Below are 16486 nucleotides of genomic sequence, written 5' to 3'. Positions count from 1 at the left end.
GATGTCGGCCAGCTGGAGGCGGGAACGCGGCGGATGCAGCCGGATTGCGCGCGGCTGTTGGACGAGGTGCTGGGGACGGGGAAGTTCTTCGCGAGGAACTGTGGGGCGGCGGCGAAGTCGAGATACCGGGAGCATTTCGCGGAGGCCGCAGAGGCGGAGGCGCAGACGACAGCGATCAGGGAGTACGCCTCCATGCTGATTTCACGCGCGGGGACGTACCCGAGCGCCGAGAAGCTCCGCCCCCCCACCGGTCCCGCGCCCACGTCCTCCTGGCTGCCCTCGGCCGTACGGCGCCCGTCCTGTCCCTCTCCCAGGCCGACTGCGCCGCCCTCGCCCCGCTGGTCGCCGAGAGTCCGGGTCTTCAGCGCGCCGAAGGACGGCCGCTACCAGCAGGTCTCCTCGTATTCCTGGCGCCCCCGTCGAACTGCCCTCCCCCTGGCCATCGCCCTGAACACCGAGAAGCTCAAGGACCACGCCGACTGACCCACAATTGACCCCATGAACCACGCCCAGCTCACCGCCCTGGGCCGTGCCCTGCGCCTCCTCGGCGAGCACGGCGAAGCCCTCACCGCCGACACCCCGGACGCCAAACTGCACGAGGTGCGGGCCGATCTGCGGCGAGCCCTGGACCTGCTGGAGGAGAGCGTCACGACGGCCGCGCCGAGCACGCGGTGCCCGGAGCATCCGAACGGGCCCGTCGACGCCTCCGCCCCCGACCTGTGCCTGCTGTGCGAGACGCGCCGCAGGGCCGCCCGCCGCGCCGAGTACGCAGGCGGCGGCTCCCCACAGCCCCGGCCCACCGAGCCCGTCCAGTCCCGCTACGGAGTGCGCGGCGACCGCCCCCAGCCCCAGCAGCGCTGGCTCCCGGAAGCCTGGAACGGCCAGGCGTGGCAGCTGTGCGGCACCCCGCGCCGGGACCGCCGCGAGGCCGAGCTGTACGTCGCCGCCCAGCTGCGCGGGCCCCGGCCGGCCATGGCGTACCGGGTGGTGCACGAGTTCACCGACTACGAGGTGCTGCGCGTGTGGGGGCACCCGGTGCGGGTCGACATCGAGCCGATGGGCAACCTGTAGCGCCTACAGAAGCGGCAGAGGCGCGAACGCGTACCCCTCCCACAGGCGGCGCGACGCCTCCTGCGGGTAGGGCCTGACCTCCGGCTGCGCGTCCAGCACCTGCGTCAGCCGCCGCTCAGTGTCGTACGCCGGCCAGCCCGGGTCGCCGCTCCTGGCGAACGCCGTCCAGGACGCCCGGAACCGGGACGACAGCGCCTCCGCCTCCGGCGACGGCTCCACCCCGGCGAACAGCAGGGCACCCAGGTCGGCCTGGTACGTGCCGAACAACAGGGGGATGTCCAGGCCGTGGCAGGCGCCGAAGGCGCCGCCGTTGACGGGGGCCGGCCAGGTCAGTTCGTAGACGTACGCGCGTCCGCCGCCCGCGAGCCGCGCCTCGGCCAGACGCAGCGAGGGCATGGCGAACAGCCAGTCCGTCTGCACGCGTTCGAACAGTTCGCCCGGCGTGGCCCGCGGGTAAGCGGCGCGGTACGCCCGTTCCCCGGTCGGTGCGAACAGGCGCAGCGCCGAGGTGGCCTGCTCGTCGCTGATCTGACCGAGGCGGCCGGAAAGGGCGACGAAGAGGCGGAACTCGTCGCGGTTGTGGCCGACGACGAGGTCGACGTCCCCGGCCGCGCCGGACGCCAGTGCCTGCCAGGGAGTCGTCGGCAGGATCTCACCGTCGACGACAGGAGAGAACGGGGTCACCGTGGGGGCCACCTGACCCCAGCGGTCCACGTACTGGAGCATCTTCGCGCTCAGCGCCTCACCGGCGGAGGTCAGCCGGCGCGGGTCCACGGTGGACAGGTCGGCGGCCGTCGGGCGCAGGCCCGCCTCCGCGGCGAGGGCCGTCGCGATGTCCCGGGCCAGTTCGTCGGAGAAGAAGGTCCCCGGCACGCTCTGGGCGATCGCCCGCCGGAACAGTCCGGCCGCGCTCGGCATGGCCAGCAGCGAGGCGACCGAACCGGCGCCCGCCGACTCGCCGAACACCGTGACCTGGTCCGGGTCGCCGCCGAACACCGTGATGTTGTCCCGTACCCACTCCAGCGCGGCGACCTGGTCGAGCAGGCCCCGGTTGGCGGGCGCACCGTCGATCCGGGCGAAACCCTCCATGCCGACGCGGTAGTTGAGCGTGACGACGACCAGGTCGCCGTCGCGGGCGATCAGGCGGGCGTCGTAGCCGGGGCTGCCGGAGTGGCCGAGCTTGTAGGCGCCGCCGTAGATCCACACCATCACGGGGCGGCGGGCCACCGGGTCCGGGTCCGGTGTCCAGACGTTGACGGTCAGCCAGTCGTCGCCCTCCGGGGTGTCGAGGACACCGGGGCGGCCCGCTATGCCCAGGTCCTGCGGGGGCGGCGGCCCGAAGGCGGAGGCGTCCCGTGTGCCGTCCCAGCCGCGGGCCGGCCGGGGCGCCGCGAACCTCGCCTCGCCCACCGGCGGTTCGGCGAAGGGGATGCCGCGGAACACCGCGAGCCCGTCCTCCCACCGCCCGCGCACCGCTCCGGCGGCGGTGTGGACGACGGGCTCGGCGGCGTCGCCGGCCTTCGACGGGCGGGGGGCGGGTGTCGTCATCGCGGGCTCCTCGCTGCGGGAGGTGGACGTGCGTGGACGCGCCGTGTCGTTCGTGACATGCGACCGCCCACGATAATTGACTGAGGCAATCAAGTGGAGGCCCGGCCGACCGTGCCGGCAAAGGCCCCCCGGACGCGCCTCGCCGAGTCGCCCGAGGAGCTGGAGGCGATCCTCGCCCCGCTGGCGGCGGCCGGTGTGGACGCCTTCCACGCGTCGACGCGCCGCTACTGACTGCCGGAGTTCGAGGGCTGCTCGACCGGCTGGAGAGCCGCCGTACGCGAGACCGTCTCGCCCGAGTTCCCGGTGATCTTCCGCCACTCGCAGTGGAAGCAGGACGCCTGCGCGTTCGCCGAGGCCGCGGCCGCCGCCGAGCGCATCGGCTTCGACGGCGTGGAGATCCACGGCGCCCACGGCTACCTCCTCGACCAGCTCCTGTGGGCGGGCACCAACCGCCGGGTGGACCGGTCGGTAGGTGCACGCGCAATGATCGCGTCTCACGGTCAACCGGTCCGGCGCGGGAGGGCATTCCGCCCGGCGGGCGCGCCGCCCTGTGATCCCGCACACGCCCGAGGGCGGCACCCCCTGCTTCCAGGGAGTGCCGCCCTCGGCACGGAAAGGGACGTGTCCGATCCTCGAAGAATCTTCGGAGGATCAGAAGTCCATGTCACCGCCCGGCATGCCGCCGCCGGCCGGGGCAGCGGCCTTCTCCGGCTTGTCGGCGATGACGGCCTCGGTGGTGAGGAAGAGCGCGGCGATGGAGGCGGCGTTCTGCAGCGCGGAACGGGTCACCTTCGCCGGGTCGATGATGCCTTCCTTGACCAGGTCGACGTACTCGCCGGTCGCGGCGTTCAGGCCGTGGCCCGGGGTCAGGTTGCGCACCTTCTCCACCACGACGCCGCCCTCGAGGCCGGCGTTGACGGCGATCTGCTTCAGCGGGGCCTCGAGCGCGATGCGCACGGCGTTGGCGCCGGTCGCCTCGTCACCCTCGAGCTCCAGCTTCTCGAAGACCTGGGAGGCCTGGAGCAGGGCCACGCCACCACCGGCGACGATGCCCTCCTCGACGGCCGCCTTGGCGTTGCGGACGGCGTCCTCGATGCGGTGCTTGCGCTCCTTGAGCTCCACCTCGGTGGCGGCACCGGCCTTGATGACCGCGACGCCGCCCGCGAGCTTGGCCAGGCGCTCCTGGAGCTTTTCGCGGTCGTAGTCGGAGTCGGACTGCTCGATCTCGGCGCGGATCTGGTTCACGCGGCCCGCGACCTGCTCGGCGGAACCGGCACCGTCGACGATCGTGGTCTCGTCCTTGGTGATGACGACCTTGCGGGCGCGGCCCAGGAGGTCCAGGGAGGTGTTCTCCAGCTTGAGGCCGACCTCCTCGGAGATGACCTCACCGCCGGTGAGGATGGCGATGTCGTTCAGCATCGCCTTGCGGCGGTCGCCGAAGCCCGGGGCCTTGACGGCGACGGACTTGAAGGTGCCGCGGATCTTGTTGACGACCAGGGTCGACAGGGCCTCGCCCTCGACGTCCTCGGCGATGATCAGCAGCGGCTTGCCCGACTGCATGACCTTCTCCAGGAGCGGGAGCAGGTCCTTGACCGCGGAGATCTTCTGGTTGGCGATCAGGATGTACGGGTCGTCGAGGACGGCCTCCATACGCTCCATGTCGGTGGCGAAGTACGCCGAGATGTAGCCCTTGTCGAAGCGCATACCCTCGGTGAGCTCCAGCTCCAGACCGAAGGTCTGGGACTCCTCGACGGTGATGACGCCTTCCTTGCCGACCTTGTCCATCGCCTCGGCGATGAGCTCACCGATCTGGGTGTCGGCGGCGGAGATGGAGGCCGTGGAGGCGATCTGCTCCTTGGTCTCGACGTCCTTCGCCTGCTCCAGCAGGGCGGCGGAGACGGCCTCGACGGCCTTCTCGATACCGCGCTTCAGGGCCATCGGGTTGGCGCCGGCGGCTACGTTGCGCAGACCCTCCTTGACCAGGGCCTGGGCGAGAACGGTCGCGGTGGTCGTACCGTCACCGGCGACGTCGTCCGTCTTCTTGGCGACTTCCTTGACCAGCTCGGCGCCGATCTTCTCGTACGGGTCCTCGAGCTCGATCTCCTTGGCGATGGAGACACCGTCGTTGGTGATCGTGGGGGCGCCCCACTTCTTCTCGAGGACGACGTTGCGGCCCTTGGGGCCGAGGGTCACCTTGACGGCGTCCGCGAGCTGGTTCATGCCGCGCTCGAGGCCGCGCCGCGCCTCCTCGTCGAACGCGATGATCTTGGCCATGTGAAGTGGTCCCTCCAGGACTGGGGGTGATTACTTCGGACCGCGCCCGCGCCCGCGACGGACGGCCCCGACCGGTGGTTCCTTGCCCCACCTGGCCCGTGGCCTCACCGACCCGGTCCTTCCAGTTGTCACTCTCACCTTCAGAGTGCTAACGCCAATGATTAGCACTCGCCCTAGTCGAGTGCAAGCGGCTCCCGCCCTACGGTCCCCCTACTCAGCCCCGGGCGAACAGACCGTCGCAGCACTCGACACCCCGGCGGCGGTGTTACGAAGGGGCACCGACCAGGCACGCGACCGCGAGCACGCGCGCGACACCACCACTCCGACGCGCCACGCGCCGGCGGCGCCTCAGGCGCGTCAGCGCCCCGACAAGCCGCAAGGCGGCACGACGGCCGGATCACGAAGCCGGGAACCGGCGCCTGGCACCCGCGACGAAACCGGGAACCCGGCGCCCCGCGACACGCTCAGCACGACGAGCCGAACGCGGTCGCGGCCACCACCCCGCCGCATCGGCGCCCGCGCCACCGGACGGCCCCGGAGGCGCCGCACCCGCGGTCGCGGCGGGACCACGACGAGCAGGGACACGGGCGCGAGCGGCCCGCCGAACAGCCCGGTGCGCCGCGCACGGAGGCCAGTGGGCCCCGGAGAGACCAGCAGGCCGCCTGGGCCGCACCACCGGCGGGTCGGCGAGCCGGGCGACCCGGGGGTCAGGACGCCCGCGCGCCTCAACTCGGCCCCCGGGACAAGCCGAAGGGCCCGTACCCCGGGAGGTACGGGCCCTTCGGAGAAGACCCTTTGGTTGCGGTTGGTCGTTGGTCGCGCGTTCAGGCGGTGACGCGAACCATGTCGGCCTGCGGGCCCTTCTGGCCCTGCGAGATCTCGAACTCGACCCGCTGGCCCTCTTCCAGGGTGCGGTAGCCGTCCATCTGGATCGCGCTGTAGTGGACGAAAACATCCGCACCACCGTCGACCGCGATGAAGCCGTACCCCTTCTCCGCGTTGAACCACTTGACGGTGCCCTGAGCCATGCCTAACTCCCCTATTACTGGCCCTTGCACAGATCCACACTTCGCGGATCCGGGTCAGACCTCACCCCCCAACGGTTGGGGGCGTGCGCCGGAACGCGTCGACCGCGGCCGAATGTATCTGTCCAACTGCCGTCTGCAACAGGTCAATCGGACGAGAATTCTGGACGCGACCGGTCCGGAATGTGGCGACAATTCGTCCCACTTCAGGGCAAGTCGGACCACGCGAAAGCCACAAAAGGCGCGAATGACACCCACACTTTGGCTACATCTCGACGGGTGCGCGGCAGGAATTCAGGGTGCGCGATCAGCGGATCGACATCGCGTTCCCCAACTGTACCGCGCTCAATCACACTGAATTGCCCCTTCCGCTTCTCTTACGGAGGGGGCAATTCGATGAACTCTCGGTGACCTTCGTTACCGATGGTAACGACCACACCCGGAATCGGGGCGGCCGACCCGATTCAGCCGCCGGCGACCGCCGGAATGATGGACACGCCGGCGCCCTCGGGGGTCGGCGTCTGCAGGCCCTGCTCGAACCGCACGTCGTCGTCGTTGACGTACACGTTGACGAACCGGCGCAGCTTGCCCTGGTCGTCCAGGACGCGGGCGGCGATGCCGGTGTGGTTCTTCTCCAGGTCGGCGATGACCTCGGCGAGGGTCGCGCCCTCGGCCGGAACCTCGGCCTGGCCGCCGGTGTAGGTGCGCAGGATGGTGGGGATGCGGACGGTCACGCTCATGCGAGGCCAGCCTCTCGGAAGGAGTCCAGGGTCGGGCGGATGGTGGCGGTCAGACCGGTGCCGGCCACCGCGTCGAGGGTCTTGAGGCCGTCGCCGGTGTTCAGCACGACGGTGGTCTTGGACGGGTCCAGTGCGCCGTTGTCGATCAGCTTGCGCGTGACGCCCACCGTCACGCCACCCGCCGTCTCGGCGAAGATGCCCTCGGTGCGGGCCAGCAGCTTGATCGCGTCGACCACCTGCTCGTCCGTGACGTCCTCCACGGCACCGCCCGTGCGGCGCGCGATGTCCAGGACGTAGGGGCCGTCGGCCGGGTTGCCGATGGCGAGGGACTTGGCGATCGTGTTCGGCTTCTGGGGACGTACGACGTCGTGCCCGGCCTTGAAGGCCGTCGACACCGGCGAGCAGCCCTCGGCCTGAGCACCGAAGATCTTGTACGGCCTGTCCTCGACCAGCCCCAGCTTGATCAGCTCCTGCAGACCCTTGTCGATCTTGGTGAGCTGCGAACCGGAGGCGATCGGGACGACGATCTGGTCCGGCAGCCGCCAGCCGAGCTGCTCGCAGATCTCGTACGCCAGGGTCTTGGAGCCCTCCGCGTAGTACGGCCGCAGGTTGACGTTGACGAAGCCCCAGCCCTCGCCCGCCGGGTCGCCGATCAGCTCGGAACAGAAGCGGTTCACGTCGTCGTAGTTGCCGTCGATGCCGACGAGCTCACCGCCGTAGACGGCGGCCATGACGACCTTGCCCTGCTCCAGGTCGTGCGGGATGAACACGCAGGAGCGGAAACCGGCCCGGGCGGCGGCCGCGCCGACGGCGCCGGCCAGGTTGCCGGTGGAGGAGCAGGAGAGCGTGGTGAAGCCGAAGGCGCGGGCGGCCTCCAGGGCCTGGGCGACGACGCGGTCCTTGAAGGAGTGCGTCGGGTTGCCGGAGTCGTCCTTCACATACAGTCCGCCGGTCACGCCGAGCTCGCGCGCCAGGTTGTCGGCCTGGACCAGCTTGGTCCAGCCCGGGTTCAGGTTCGGCTTGCCGGCCACGTCCGCGGGGACGGGCAGCAGCGGCGCGTAACGCCAGATGTTCGCGGGGCCCGCCTCGATCCGCTTGCGGAGCTCCTCGGCGTCGTAGGCGGAGAAGTCGTAGGCGATCTCCAGCGGGCCGAAACACTCCTCGCATGCGAAGACCGGTCCCAGGGGTACCCGGTGACCGCACTCGCGGCAGCTCAGCGCGGCCGCGGGACCGAGGTCGACGGAATGGGTGGTGCTTGCAGCAGTCTGCACAGCCATGTGAGGCGAGGCCCTTTCTCCTCATCTTCCTCACGACGCATCTCGCCGTGAGACGGATTTGGCACCTTCCCTAGCCGGGAGCCTCGCGCGAAGCGGTCGCCAGTGACCTACGAGAACCGGCTGGAGGGTTGCCGGGGCTTCATCGGGCCGTGTCCCTCTGCCCCTCTGGATGAGCTGTATGCGGTTGTCAGCGGCGGGCGACCCCGGACATGCGATGGTCACCCGCGTTGGTCAAGACTGTAACCGAAGGCCAGGACAGTTGAGATAGTCGTCCGAACCGCGAGACAACAGTGAGGAGCCCGCAGACCGTGCTGGAAGAAGTCGAGCGCTGGCTGAGCACCCGCTCCTGGTCCGTGACCGATCGCCCCCTCCACCGCATCCTGGCCGCCAAGCACCGCACGGGCCAGTCGGTCTCCGTCGTCCTGCCCGCGCTCAACGAGGAGGAGACCGTCGGCGACATCGTCGCGGTCGTCCGCCACGACCTCATGCGGCAGGTGCCCCTGGTCGACGAGATCGTCGTCGTCGACTCGGGGTCGGCCGACCGCACGTCGGAGGTGGCCGCCGCCGCGGGCGCGACGGTGGTGCACCGGGACGAGATACTCCCGCGTCTCCCGGCCCTGCCCGGCAAGGGGGAGGTGCTGTGGCGCTCCCTGCTGGCCACCCGCGGGGACATCGTCTGCTTCGTCGACGCCGACCTGAGGGAGTTCTCCTCCGACTTCGTCTCCGGGATCGTCGGCCCGCTGCTCACCGACCCGGACGTGCACCTGGTGAAAGCCATGTACGACCGTCCGCTCACCGTGTCCGACGGGCCCGCCTCCGGCACGACGGCGGCCGGGCAGGGCGGCCGGGTCACCGAGCTGATGGCCCGCCCGCTGCTCAACATGCACTGGCCGCAGCTGGCCGGTTTCGTGCAGCCGCTCGGCGGCGAGTACGCGGCCCGCCGCTCGCTGCTGGAACAGCTGCCGTTCCCGGTCGGGTACGGCGTGGAGCTCGGCATGCTGGTCGACGCCCTGCACCTGGTGGGCCTGGACGCCCTCGCCCAGGTCGACGTCGGGGTGCGCAAGCACCGGCACCAGGACGGCCAGGCGCTCGGCCGGATGTCCGCCGCGATCTACCGCACGGCCCAGCTGCGGCTGGCCCGCGGCCATCTGATCCGGCCGGCGCTCACCCAGTTCGAGCGGGGCGAGGACGGCTTCGAACCGCGCACGTACTCGGTGGACACCGAGGAGCGGCCGCCGATGGTGGAGATCGCCGAGTACCAGAAACGCAAGGTGGCGTGAGGTGCACGCGTCCGGCCGTATACGGCGGGATCGTACGTTTGAGCGTTTCCGGGCCGGGCTAGGTTGAGGCGTATGGCTTCAACGTACGGTGCTGCGCAGGTACTGGTGGCCTCCAACCGTGGCCCGGTCTCCTACTCGGTCGGCGACGACGGCTCGCTGCACGCCAAACGGGGCGGCGGCGGGCTGGTCTCCGGGCTGTCGGCGATCGGGCCGGACGCGGGCGCGCTGTGGGTGTGCTCGGCGCTGTCCGACGGCGACCGCGAGGCGGTCCGGCGCAGGGTCGGCGAGGACGGCGTGCGGATGCTGGACATCCCGGCCGACGTGCACGCCGACGCCTACAACGGCATCTCCAACTCGGTCCTGTGGTTCGTGCACCACATGCTCTACCAGACGCCCCTGGAGCCGGTCTTCGACGCGGAGTTCCGGCGGCAGTGGGCGTCGTACGAGACGTACAACCGGGCGTTCGCCGAGGCGCTGGCCGAGGAGGCGGCCGAGGGTGCGGCCGTGCTGGTGCAGGACTACCACCTGACGCTGGTGCCGGGCATGCTGCGCGCACTGCGCCCGGACCTGCGCATCGGGCACTTCTCGCACACACCGTGGGCGCCGCCGGAGTACTTCCGGATGCTCCCGGAGGACGTCGCCGGCCAGGTGTTGCGCGGCATGCTGGGCGCGGACCGGCTGGGCTTCCTCACCCGGCGCTGGGCGGACGCGTTCACCGCGTGCTGCGAGCAGTTCGCCGGCGGGCCGGGCGACACGCGCGTCGGGGTGCACGGGCTGGGCGCGGACGCCGACTTCCTGCGCGCCCGCTCCCACGAGCCGGACGTCGAGGAACGGATCGGGGCGCTGCGGCAGGAGATCGGCGAGGGTCGCAGGACGATCGTCCGGGTCGACCGCACGGAACTGTCGAAGAACATCGTGCGCGGCCTGCTGGCCTACCGGCAGCTGCTCGACGACCACCCCGAGTGGCGCGAGCGGGTCGTGCACGTCGCCTTCGCCTATCCCTCCCGCCAGGACCTCGCCGTGTACCGCGACTACACGGCCGAGGTCCAGCGCGTCGCGGAGGAGATCAACGAGCGGTACGGGTCGCCGGGCTGGACCCCGGTCGTCCTGCACGTCAAGGACGACTTCGCCCGGTCCCTGGCGGCCTACCGGCTGGCCGACGTGGCCCTGGTCAACCCCATCCGGGACGGCATGAACCTGGTCGCCAAGGAGGTACCGGTCGTCTCCGACACGGGCTGCGCGCTGGTGCTGTCGAGGGAGGCGGGGGCGCACGAGGAGCTGGGCGAGGACGCGATCACCGTCAACCCGTACGACGTCGTCGGCACGGCGAAGGCGCTGCACGAGGCGCTGTCGATGGCACCGGAGGAACGGGCGGCACGCTCCAAGCGACTGTCCGCGGCAGCGACCGCACTGCCTCCGGCGCAGTGGTTCCTGGACCAACTGGAGGCACTGAGAAGCTGACCCGCGCAGGCGGCGCCGGCCGACCCGTGGTGGTGGGTCATGCGTGGGTCGGCGGTCCCTGGATAGGGTCGCCGTATGGGCAGCCACACGGACTCCACGGACCCGCAGCACCCTTGGCCGACGCCTGCCACCCGCGGTGGTCGGGACGGCCTCGACGCCCTCCTGGCGCAGCCGGGCAAGGCGTTGGTCGGACTCGACTTCGACGGCACACTCGCGCCGATCGTCGCCGATCCCGAGCAGGCCCGGGCGCATCCCGACGCGGTGCCCGCGCTCGCCGCCCTCGCCCCGAAGGTGGCCGCCGTCGCGGTGATCACGGGACGGCCGGCCGGTGTCGCCGTGCGGCACGGCGGCTTCGCCGGCGTGCCCGGCCTGGAACACCTCGTCGTCCTCGGCCACTACGGCGCGGAACGCTGGGACGCCGCCACCGGCGACGTCACCGCCCCGCCCCCGCACCCGGGCGTCGCCGCCGTCCGCGCCGAGCTGCCGGGGTTCCTCGACCAGATCGGCGCCTGGCAGGGCACCTGGATCGAGGAGAAGGGCCGGGCGGTGGCCGTCCACACCCGCCGGGCCGCCGACCCGCAGGCCGCCTTCGAGGCCCTGCGCGACCCGCTGACCGAGCTGGCCCACCGACACGGCCTGATCGTCGAGCCCGGCCGCATGGTCCTCGAACTGCGCCCGCCGGGCATGGACAAGGGCGTCGCCCTGCTGGACTTCGCGCGCGAGATCGGCGCCGGATCCGTCCTGTACGCCGGTGACGACCTCGGCGACCTGCCGGCCTTCGGCGCGGTCGACACCCTCCGCTCCGACGGAACGCCCGGCCTGCTGGTGTGCAGCGGCAGCGACGAGGTGACCGAGCTGCGGAAGCGGGCGGACCTGGTGGTGGGCGGCCCGCAGGGCGTCGTCCGGCTGCTGCGGTCGCTGGCGGAACGGATCGGCTGAGAGCCGCCCCCGCATCCCCCGACGCCGCGTCCGAGGGTGCTGAGGAGCGGCTCTCAGCGTTCGGCGCGCCGGGCCTCCCGGACCCGGCGCAGGCGGTTGACCGTCACCGGGTCGAAGGCCAGGGCGCGGGGATCGTCCAGCAGGGCGTTGAGGAGCTGGTAGTAGCGCACGGGCGCCAGCCCCAGCTCCTCCCGTATCGCCCGTTCCTTGGCGCCGGGGCCGGGAAAGCCACGGCGTTCGAGGGCGAGGATGTCCTGTTCGCGCCGTCCGAGCTGCTCCTGGTCCATGCCAGGAACCGTAGCCCCCGCCACCGACAGCCGGGCTACTGGTGGGCGCTCTCCGCCCGCGTGGCCGTCGCCTGGATCTGCGTCAGGACGGCCGAGGGGCTGCCGCCCGGCGCGACCGCCTTGCCGATCCGCGCCTTGATCTGGGCGCTGACCTCGGCCCAGGAGGTCTTGCCGACCGGGTACAGCTCGGAGGAGGCCAGTTCCTGGAGGAACGGCTTGAGGTGACGGTCCTGCTCGGCGCCGGCCATGGCCCGGGACGCGGAGGTGGTGACGGGCAGCAGGTCGTACTCGCGGGAGAAGTCGACGACGTTCTTCTCGCTGTAGACGAAGTCGAGGAAGTCACCGATCTGCTCATGGTGGCCGTTCTTCTTGAAGGCCAGCATCCAGTCGGCGACACCTAGGGTCCGCTTGCTCTCCCCGTCGGCCCCCGGCATCGGCACCATGCCGAACTTCACGCCCTTCTTGGCGGCGATCTTCATCAGCGAGGGATGGCCATTGAGCATGCCGACCTCACCGTCGGCGAAGGCCGCGAAGGCGTCGGCCCGGTTGAGTTCGCCGGGCGCGACCGGGCCGGTCAGGCCCTTGCCGACCAGCTCGTTCTTCAGCCAGGTGAAGGTCTCGACGTTCTGCGGGGAGTCGATGCCGTAGGTGCCGACGTCGTCGGTGTAGCCGCCTCCGCCGCCGAGCAGCCACTGCAGGGTCTCCGCCTGCGCCTCCTCGGGGCCGAGGGGCAGGGCGTACGGGTACGTCACACCCTCGGCCTTGAGCGCCTGGGCGTCGGCGGCGAGCTCGGCCCAGGTCCTCGGCGGGGTGATGCCGGCCTCGGCGAAGAGGCTCTTGTTGTAGAAGAGCAGGCGGGTGGAGGAGGCGAACGGCATGCCGTACTGCACCCCGTTGACCTCGCCCGCGGCGGACAGCTGCGAGACGAAGTCGGCCTGGACGGGGATGGAGAGCACGTCGCCGGCCTTGTACAGCAGGTCCTTGGCCGCGTAGTCGGCGTACGCGCCGATCTGGGCCAGGTCCGGCGGGTTCCCGGCGTCGACCATCTTCTTGACCTCGCGGTCGACGTCGTTCCAGGAGTAGACGCTGACGTCGATCTTCACTCCGGGATGGTCGGCCTCGTACTCCTTGACGAGTGCGCCCCAGTACTTCTCGGAGCTGTTGGCCGCGCTGTTGCCGTAGTCGGCGGCGACCAGCTTCAAGGTCACGTCGCCCGAGGCGCCGGTGAGGCCGCAGCCGCTCAGGACCGCCGTCATGCCCAGGGCGGACACCACCGCGATCATTCCTGTCCTACGCCGACGTTGCACCGTTGCCCCATATCTCGCTGTGCGAAAGTTTTCGATTCATCAGACTTTAGGTCTACACCACGTGAGTGGACTAGACCTCTCACGGGTCCCCGGGCCACACTGTTCCCGTGAGACATGTCATCGCCCTGGACGTGGGCGGCACCGGGATGAAGGCCGCCCTGGCAGGGGCGGACGGCGGCCTGCTGCACCAGGCGCGCCGGGCCACCGGCCGCGAGCGCGGACCGGAGGCCGTCGTCGCGGGCATCCTCGACTTCGCCGGCGAACTGCGGGCGTACGGCATGGAACACTTCGGGGAACCCGCGTCCGCCGCCGGCGTCGCCGTCCCCGGCATCGTCGACGAGGCCGGCGGCGTCGCCGCCTACGCGGCCAACCTCGGCTGGCGCGACGTCCCCCTGCGCGACCTGCTGGCGCGGCGGCTCGGCGTGCCGGTCGCCCTGGGGCACGACGTGCGCACCGGCGGGCTCGCCGAGGGCCGCCTCGGCGCGGGCCGGGGCGCCGACCGGTACCTGTTCGTCGCGCTGGGCACCGGCATCGCGGGCGCCATCGGCGTCGACGGCCGGGTGGAGGCGGGCGCGCACGGCTTCGCGGGCGAGATCGGCCACATCGTCGTACGGCCCGGCGGGACGCCCTGCCCGTGCGGGCAGCGCGGCTGTCTGGAGCGGTTCGCGTCCGCGGCGGCGGTGAGCGAGGCATGGGTTTCGGCCTGCGGCGACGCCCACGCGGACGCCGCCGACTGCGCGAAGGCCGTCGAGTCCGGCGACCCCCGGGCCCGGGCCGTGTGGCAGACGGCCGTGGACGCCCTCGCCGACGGACTGGTCACCGCGCTCACCCTGCTGGACCCGAGCACCCTGATCATCGGTGGCGGGCTCGCCGAAGCGGGGGAAACCTTGTTCACGCCACTGCGGCACGCCGTCCGGCGGCGTGTCACCTTCCAGAAGCTGCCCTCCATCGTCCCGGCGGCGCTGGGCGACACGGCGGGATGCCTGGGCGCGGGCCTGCTGGCCTGGGATCTCCTGGACACCACCGACCGTACGGAGGTAACCCCCTGATGCCCGACGCCCTGCCCGCGACGGACGGAACACCCCTGGTCCTGTCCGGCGCCCGCGTGGTCCTGCCCACCGGAACCGTCGACAACGGCCGGGTGGTCGTCGAGGGCGCCCGCATCGCCCGCACAGCCCCCCCGGACCACGCCCCTGTCGTCGACGTGAGCGGCCACTGGCTGGTCCCCGGCTTCATCGACCTGCACAACCACGGCGGCGGCGGAGCCTCTTTCACCTCCGGGACCGTCGAGGACGTGCTGCACGGCATCCACACCCATCGGCTGCACGGCACCACCACCCTGGTCGCCTCCACCGTCACCGGCGACATGGACTTCCTCGCCCACCGCGCGGGCCTGCTGAGCGAGCTGGCCGAGCAGGGCGACATCGCCGGCATCCACTTCGAGGGGCCGTTCATCTCACCGTGCCGCAAGGGCGCGCACTCCGAGGAGCTGCTGCGCGACCCGGACCCGGCGGAGGTCCGCAAACTGATCGACGCGGCCCGCGGCCGGGCCACGATGATGACGCTGGCCACCGAACTGCCGGGCGGCGTGGACTCCGTACGGCTGCTCGCGGAGCACGGCGTGATCGCGGCGATCGGGCACACGGACGCCACCTACGAGCAGACCGTGGCGGCGATCGACGCCGGCGCGACCGTCGCCACGCACCTGTTCAACGCGATGCCGCCGCTCGGCCACCGCTCCCCCGGCCCGATCGCCGCCCTCCTGGAGGACGAGCGGGTCACGGTCGAGCTGATCAACGACGGCACCCATCTGCACCCGGCGGCCCTCCAGCTGGCGTTCCACCACGCGGGCGCGGACCGGGTCGCCTTCATCACCGACGCGATGGACGCGGCCGGTTTCGGCGACGGCCGCTACATGCTCGGCCCGCTGGAGGTCGAGGTCGCCGACGGGGTCGCCCGTCTGGTCGAGGGCGGTTCGATCGCGGGCTCCACCCTCACCCTGGACCGCGCCTTCCAGCGGGCCGTCACGGTCGACGGCCTCACGGTCGAGGACGCGGTCGCGGCCCTGTCCGCCAACCCGGCCCGCCTGCTGGGCATGACCGACACGATCGGCTCACTGGAGCCGGGGAAGTTCGCCGACCTGGTGGTCCTGAACCACAACTTCGAGGTCACAGGCGTGATGCGCCGGGGTGAATGGGTGGTCGATCCCCAACTGGCCTAGTCCGTCCCCCAGTCAGGAGACGGTGGCCGACGCCAGGACTGGGCCGGCCGCCGTCTCTTTGGCATGATCGGCCTTCCGGAACGTATGGCAAGCGCATCAATCGGGGGAGGTCGGCCCAGGTGATCCTGACGGTCACGCTGAACACCGCTCTCGACATCACCTACCGCGTGGCGGCCCTGCGGCCGCACGCCTCCCACCGAGTGTCCGAGGTGACGGAGCGCCCCGGCGGCAAGGGCGTCAACGTGGCCCGGGTCCTCGCCGCCCTCGGGCACGAGGTGACGGTCACCGGCTTCGCCGGGGGCGCCACGGGACGGGTCGTGCGGGACCGGCTCACCGCGACGCCCGGCCTGGTGGACGCCCTGGTCCCGATCGGCGGCGCCACCCGCCGCACCATCGCCGTGGTCGACGAGCGGACCGGCGACACCACCCAGCTCAACGAATCCGGCCCGGCCGTCACGCCCGCCGAGTGGGCCGCCTTCCAGGAGGCGTACGGGGACCTGCTCGCCCCGGCGTCGGCGGTGGCCCTGTGCGGCAGCCTGCCGCCGGGCGTGCCGGTGGGCGCGTACGCGGGCCTGGTCCGCACGGCCCGGGCGGCCGGGGTTCCGGTCCTGCTGGACACCAGCGGGGAACCGCTGCGCCGGGGGGTGGCGGCCCGCCCGGACGTCATCAAGCCGAACGCCGACGAACTGGCCGAGCTGACCGGCTCCCACGAGCCGCTGCGGGCCACGCTGGACGCCCGCCGGCGCGGCGCCCGTGCCGTGGTCGCCTCCCTGGGCGCCGAGGGCCTGCTGGCGGCGACCCCGGAGGGCCGCTGGCGCGCCACCCCGCCCGCCCCCGTCCGCGGCAACCCGACCGGCGCCGGCGACTCGGCGGTCGCGGGCCTGCTGTCGGCCCTGGTGGAACGCCTCCCGTGGCCGGACCGCCTGGCCCGCGCGGCAGCGCTGTCGGCGGCGACGGTGCAGGCGCCGACAGCGGGCGAGTTCGACCGCGGGATCTACGAGGAGCTGCTGGGGCGGGTGGCGGTGACGGGGGAGGTCAGCGCGGCCTGACGTCACC

The 16486-nt window shown here is 71.9% G+C and carries 16 protein-coding genes, 2 pseudogenes and 1 riboswitch; of the genes and pseudogenes, 10 read left to right on the top strand and 8 right to left on the bottom strand.

The annotated features are described in order from the left end of the window. Positions 1–3: 3 nt before the first annotated feature. The 3 genes and pseudogenes from ACFPZJ_RS21120 to ACFPZJ_RS21110 form a co-directional block, all read left to right on the top strand. Positions 4–201, top strand: a pseudogene (locus ACFPZJ_RS21120) (transcriptional regulator); the annotation flags it as partial. Next, positions 193–483: a hypothetical protein gene (locus ACFPZJ_RS21115; protein ID WP_381024678.1), complete on the top strand. Its 291-nt coding sequence runs from the start codon at positions 193–195 to the stop codon at positions 481–483. The pseudogene ACFPZJ_RS21120 and the gene ACFPZJ_RS21115, both read left to right, overlap by 9 nt. 15 nt (positions 484–498) lie before the next feature. Then, positions 499–1071: a hypothetical protein gene (locus ACFPZJ_RS21110; RefSeq protein ID WP_381023838.1), complete on the top strand. Its 573-nt coding sequence runs from the start codon at positions 499–501 to the stop codon at positions 1069–1071. Between the two features lie 3 nt (positions 1072–1074). Here ACFPZJ_RS21110 and ACFPZJ_RS21105 read toward each other — a convergent pair whose 3' ends face one another. Next, positions 1075–2619, bottom strand: coding sequence for a carboxylesterase/lipase family protein (locus tag ACFPZJ_RS21105; protein ID WP_381023835.1), 1545 nt, complete (start codon positions 2617–2619; stop codon positions 1075–1077). Positions 2620–2843: 224 nt separating this feature from the next. Next, a complete protein-coding gene (locus ACFPZJ_RS21100; RefSeq protein WP_381023832.1) occupies positions 2844–2996 on the bottom strand; it encodes a hypothetical protein in 153 nt (50 codons plus the stop codon). On the opposite strand from ACFPZJ_RS21100, the pseudogene ACFPZJ_RS21095 reads away from it, so the two are divergent. Next, a pseudogene (locus ACFPZJ_RS21095) lies at positions 2923–3135 on the top strand (oxidoreductase); the annotation flags it as partial. The gene ACFPZJ_RS21100 and the pseudogene ACFPZJ_RS21095 sit on opposite strands and share 74 nt — an antisense overlap. A 135-nt stretch (positions 3136–3270) precedes the next feature. Here the strand turns inward: ACFPZJ_RS21095 and groL are convergent. The 4 genes from groL to thrC form a co-directional block, all read right to left on the bottom strand. Then, complete coding sequence (gene groL / locus ACFPZJ_RS21090; RefSeq protein WP_381023830.1) at positions 3271–4893, bottom strand: chaperonin GroEL; 1623 nt, start codon at positions 4891–4893, stop codon at positions 3271–3273. A gap of 824 nt (positions 4894–5717) precedes the next feature. Then, a complete protein-coding gene (locus ACFPZJ_RS21085) occupies positions 5718–5921 on the bottom strand; it encodes a cold-shock protein (protein ID WP_004986573.1) in 204 nt (67 codons plus the stop codon). A gap of 461 nt (positions 5922–6382) precedes the next feature. Further along, entirely contained in the window at positions 6383–6658 is a 276-nt protein-coding gene (locus ACFPZJ_RS21080) for a MoaD/ThiS family protein (RefSeq protein ID WP_381023827.1), read from the bottom strand. Next, positions 6655–7935 carry a threonine synthase gene (gene thrC, locus ACFPZJ_RS21075; protein WP_381023824.1) on the bottom strand — a complete coding sequence of 427 codons (1281 nt, stop codon included), beginning with the start codon at positions 7933–7935 and terminating at the stop codon, positions 6655–6657. Before thrC ends, ACFPZJ_RS21080 begins: the two co-directional genes overlap by 4 nt. An 18-nt stretch (positions 7936–7953) precedes the next feature. After that, positions 7954–8111, bottom strand: a riboswitch (SAM riboswitch). Between the two features lie 132 nt (positions 8112–8243). Between thrC and ACFPZJ_RS21070 the strand changes: the two genes are divergently transcribed. The 3 genes from ACFPZJ_RS21070 (at position 8244) to otsB (ending at position 11615) form a co-directional block, all read left to right on the top strand. Continuing rightward, positions 8244–9215, top strand: a complete 972-nt coding sequence (locus ACFPZJ_RS21070; protein ID WP_381023822.1) for a glucosyl-3-phosphoglycerate synthase — start codon at positions 8244–8246, stop codon at positions 9213–9215. Between the two features lie 72 nt (positions 9216–9287). Continuing rightward, the gene (locus tag ACFPZJ_RS21065) at positions 9288–10676 is read left to right on the top strand and encodes an alpha,alpha-trehalose-phosphate synthase (UDP-forming) (RefSeq protein WP_381023819.1); all 1389 of its coding nucleotides are present in this window, start codon (positions 9288–9290) and stop codon (positions 10674–10676) included. Between the two features lie 75 nt (positions 10677–10751). After that, a complete protein-coding gene (gene otsB, locus ACFPZJ_RS21060; protein WP_381023817.1) occupies positions 10752–11615 on the top strand; it encodes a trehalose-phosphatase in 864 nt (287 codons plus the stop codon). A 53-nt stretch (positions 11616–11668) separates the two neighbouring features. On the opposite strand, the gene ACFPZJ_RS21055 is transcribed toward otsB, so the two are convergent. Both ACFPZJ_RS21055 and ACFPZJ_RS21050 read right to left on the bottom strand, forming a co-directional pair. Continuing rightward, positions 11669–11902, bottom strand: a complete 234-nt coding sequence (locus ACFPZJ_RS21055; RefSeq protein ID WP_381023816.1) for a DUF3263 domain-containing protein — start codon at positions 11900–11902, stop codon at positions 11669–11671. A gap of 35 nt (positions 11903–11937) precedes the next feature. Continuing rightward, entirely contained in the window at positions 11938–13185 is a 1248-nt protein-coding gene (locus tag ACFPZJ_RS21050) for an ABC transporter substrate-binding protein (RefSeq protein WP_381023814.1), read from the bottom strand. 131 nt (positions 13186–13316) lie between these two features. Between ACFPZJ_RS21050 and ACFPZJ_RS21045 the strand changes: the two genes are divergently transcribed. The 3 genes from ACFPZJ_RS21045 (at position 13317) to ACFPZJ_RS21035 (ending at position 16479) form a co-directional block, all read left to right on the top strand. Then, positions 13317–14258, top strand: a complete 942-nt coding sequence (locus ACFPZJ_RS21045; protein ID WP_381023812.1) for an ROK family protein — start codon at positions 13317–13319, stop codon at positions 14256–14258. Next, on the top strand, positions 14258–15430 hold the full coding sequence (gene nagA, locus ACFPZJ_RS21040; protein ID WP_381023809.1) for an N-acetylglucosamine-6-phosphate deacetylase: 1173 nt from the start codon (positions 14258–14260) through the stop codon (positions 15428–15430). Before ACFPZJ_RS21045 ends, nagA begins: the two co-directional genes overlap by 1 nt. Before the next feature lie 119 nt (positions 15431–15549). Continuing rightward, the gene (locus ACFPZJ_RS21035) at positions 15550–16479 is read left to right on the top strand and encodes a 1-phosphofructokinase family hexose kinase (RefSeq protein ID WP_381023806.1); all 930 of its coding nucleotides are present in this window, start codon (positions 15550–15552) and stop codon (positions 16477–16479) included. The last annotated feature ends 7 nt before the right edge of the window (positions 16480–16486 follow it).

The sequence above is a fragment of the Streptomyces bullii genome, from assembly GCF_042657145.1.
Lineage (GTDB): Bacteria > Actinomycetota > Actinomycetes > Streptomycetales > Streptomycetaceae > Streptomyces > Streptomyces bullii.
Note: the sequence above shows the minus strand (reverse complement) of the source record. Positions and strands in the feature narration are given on the sequence as shown.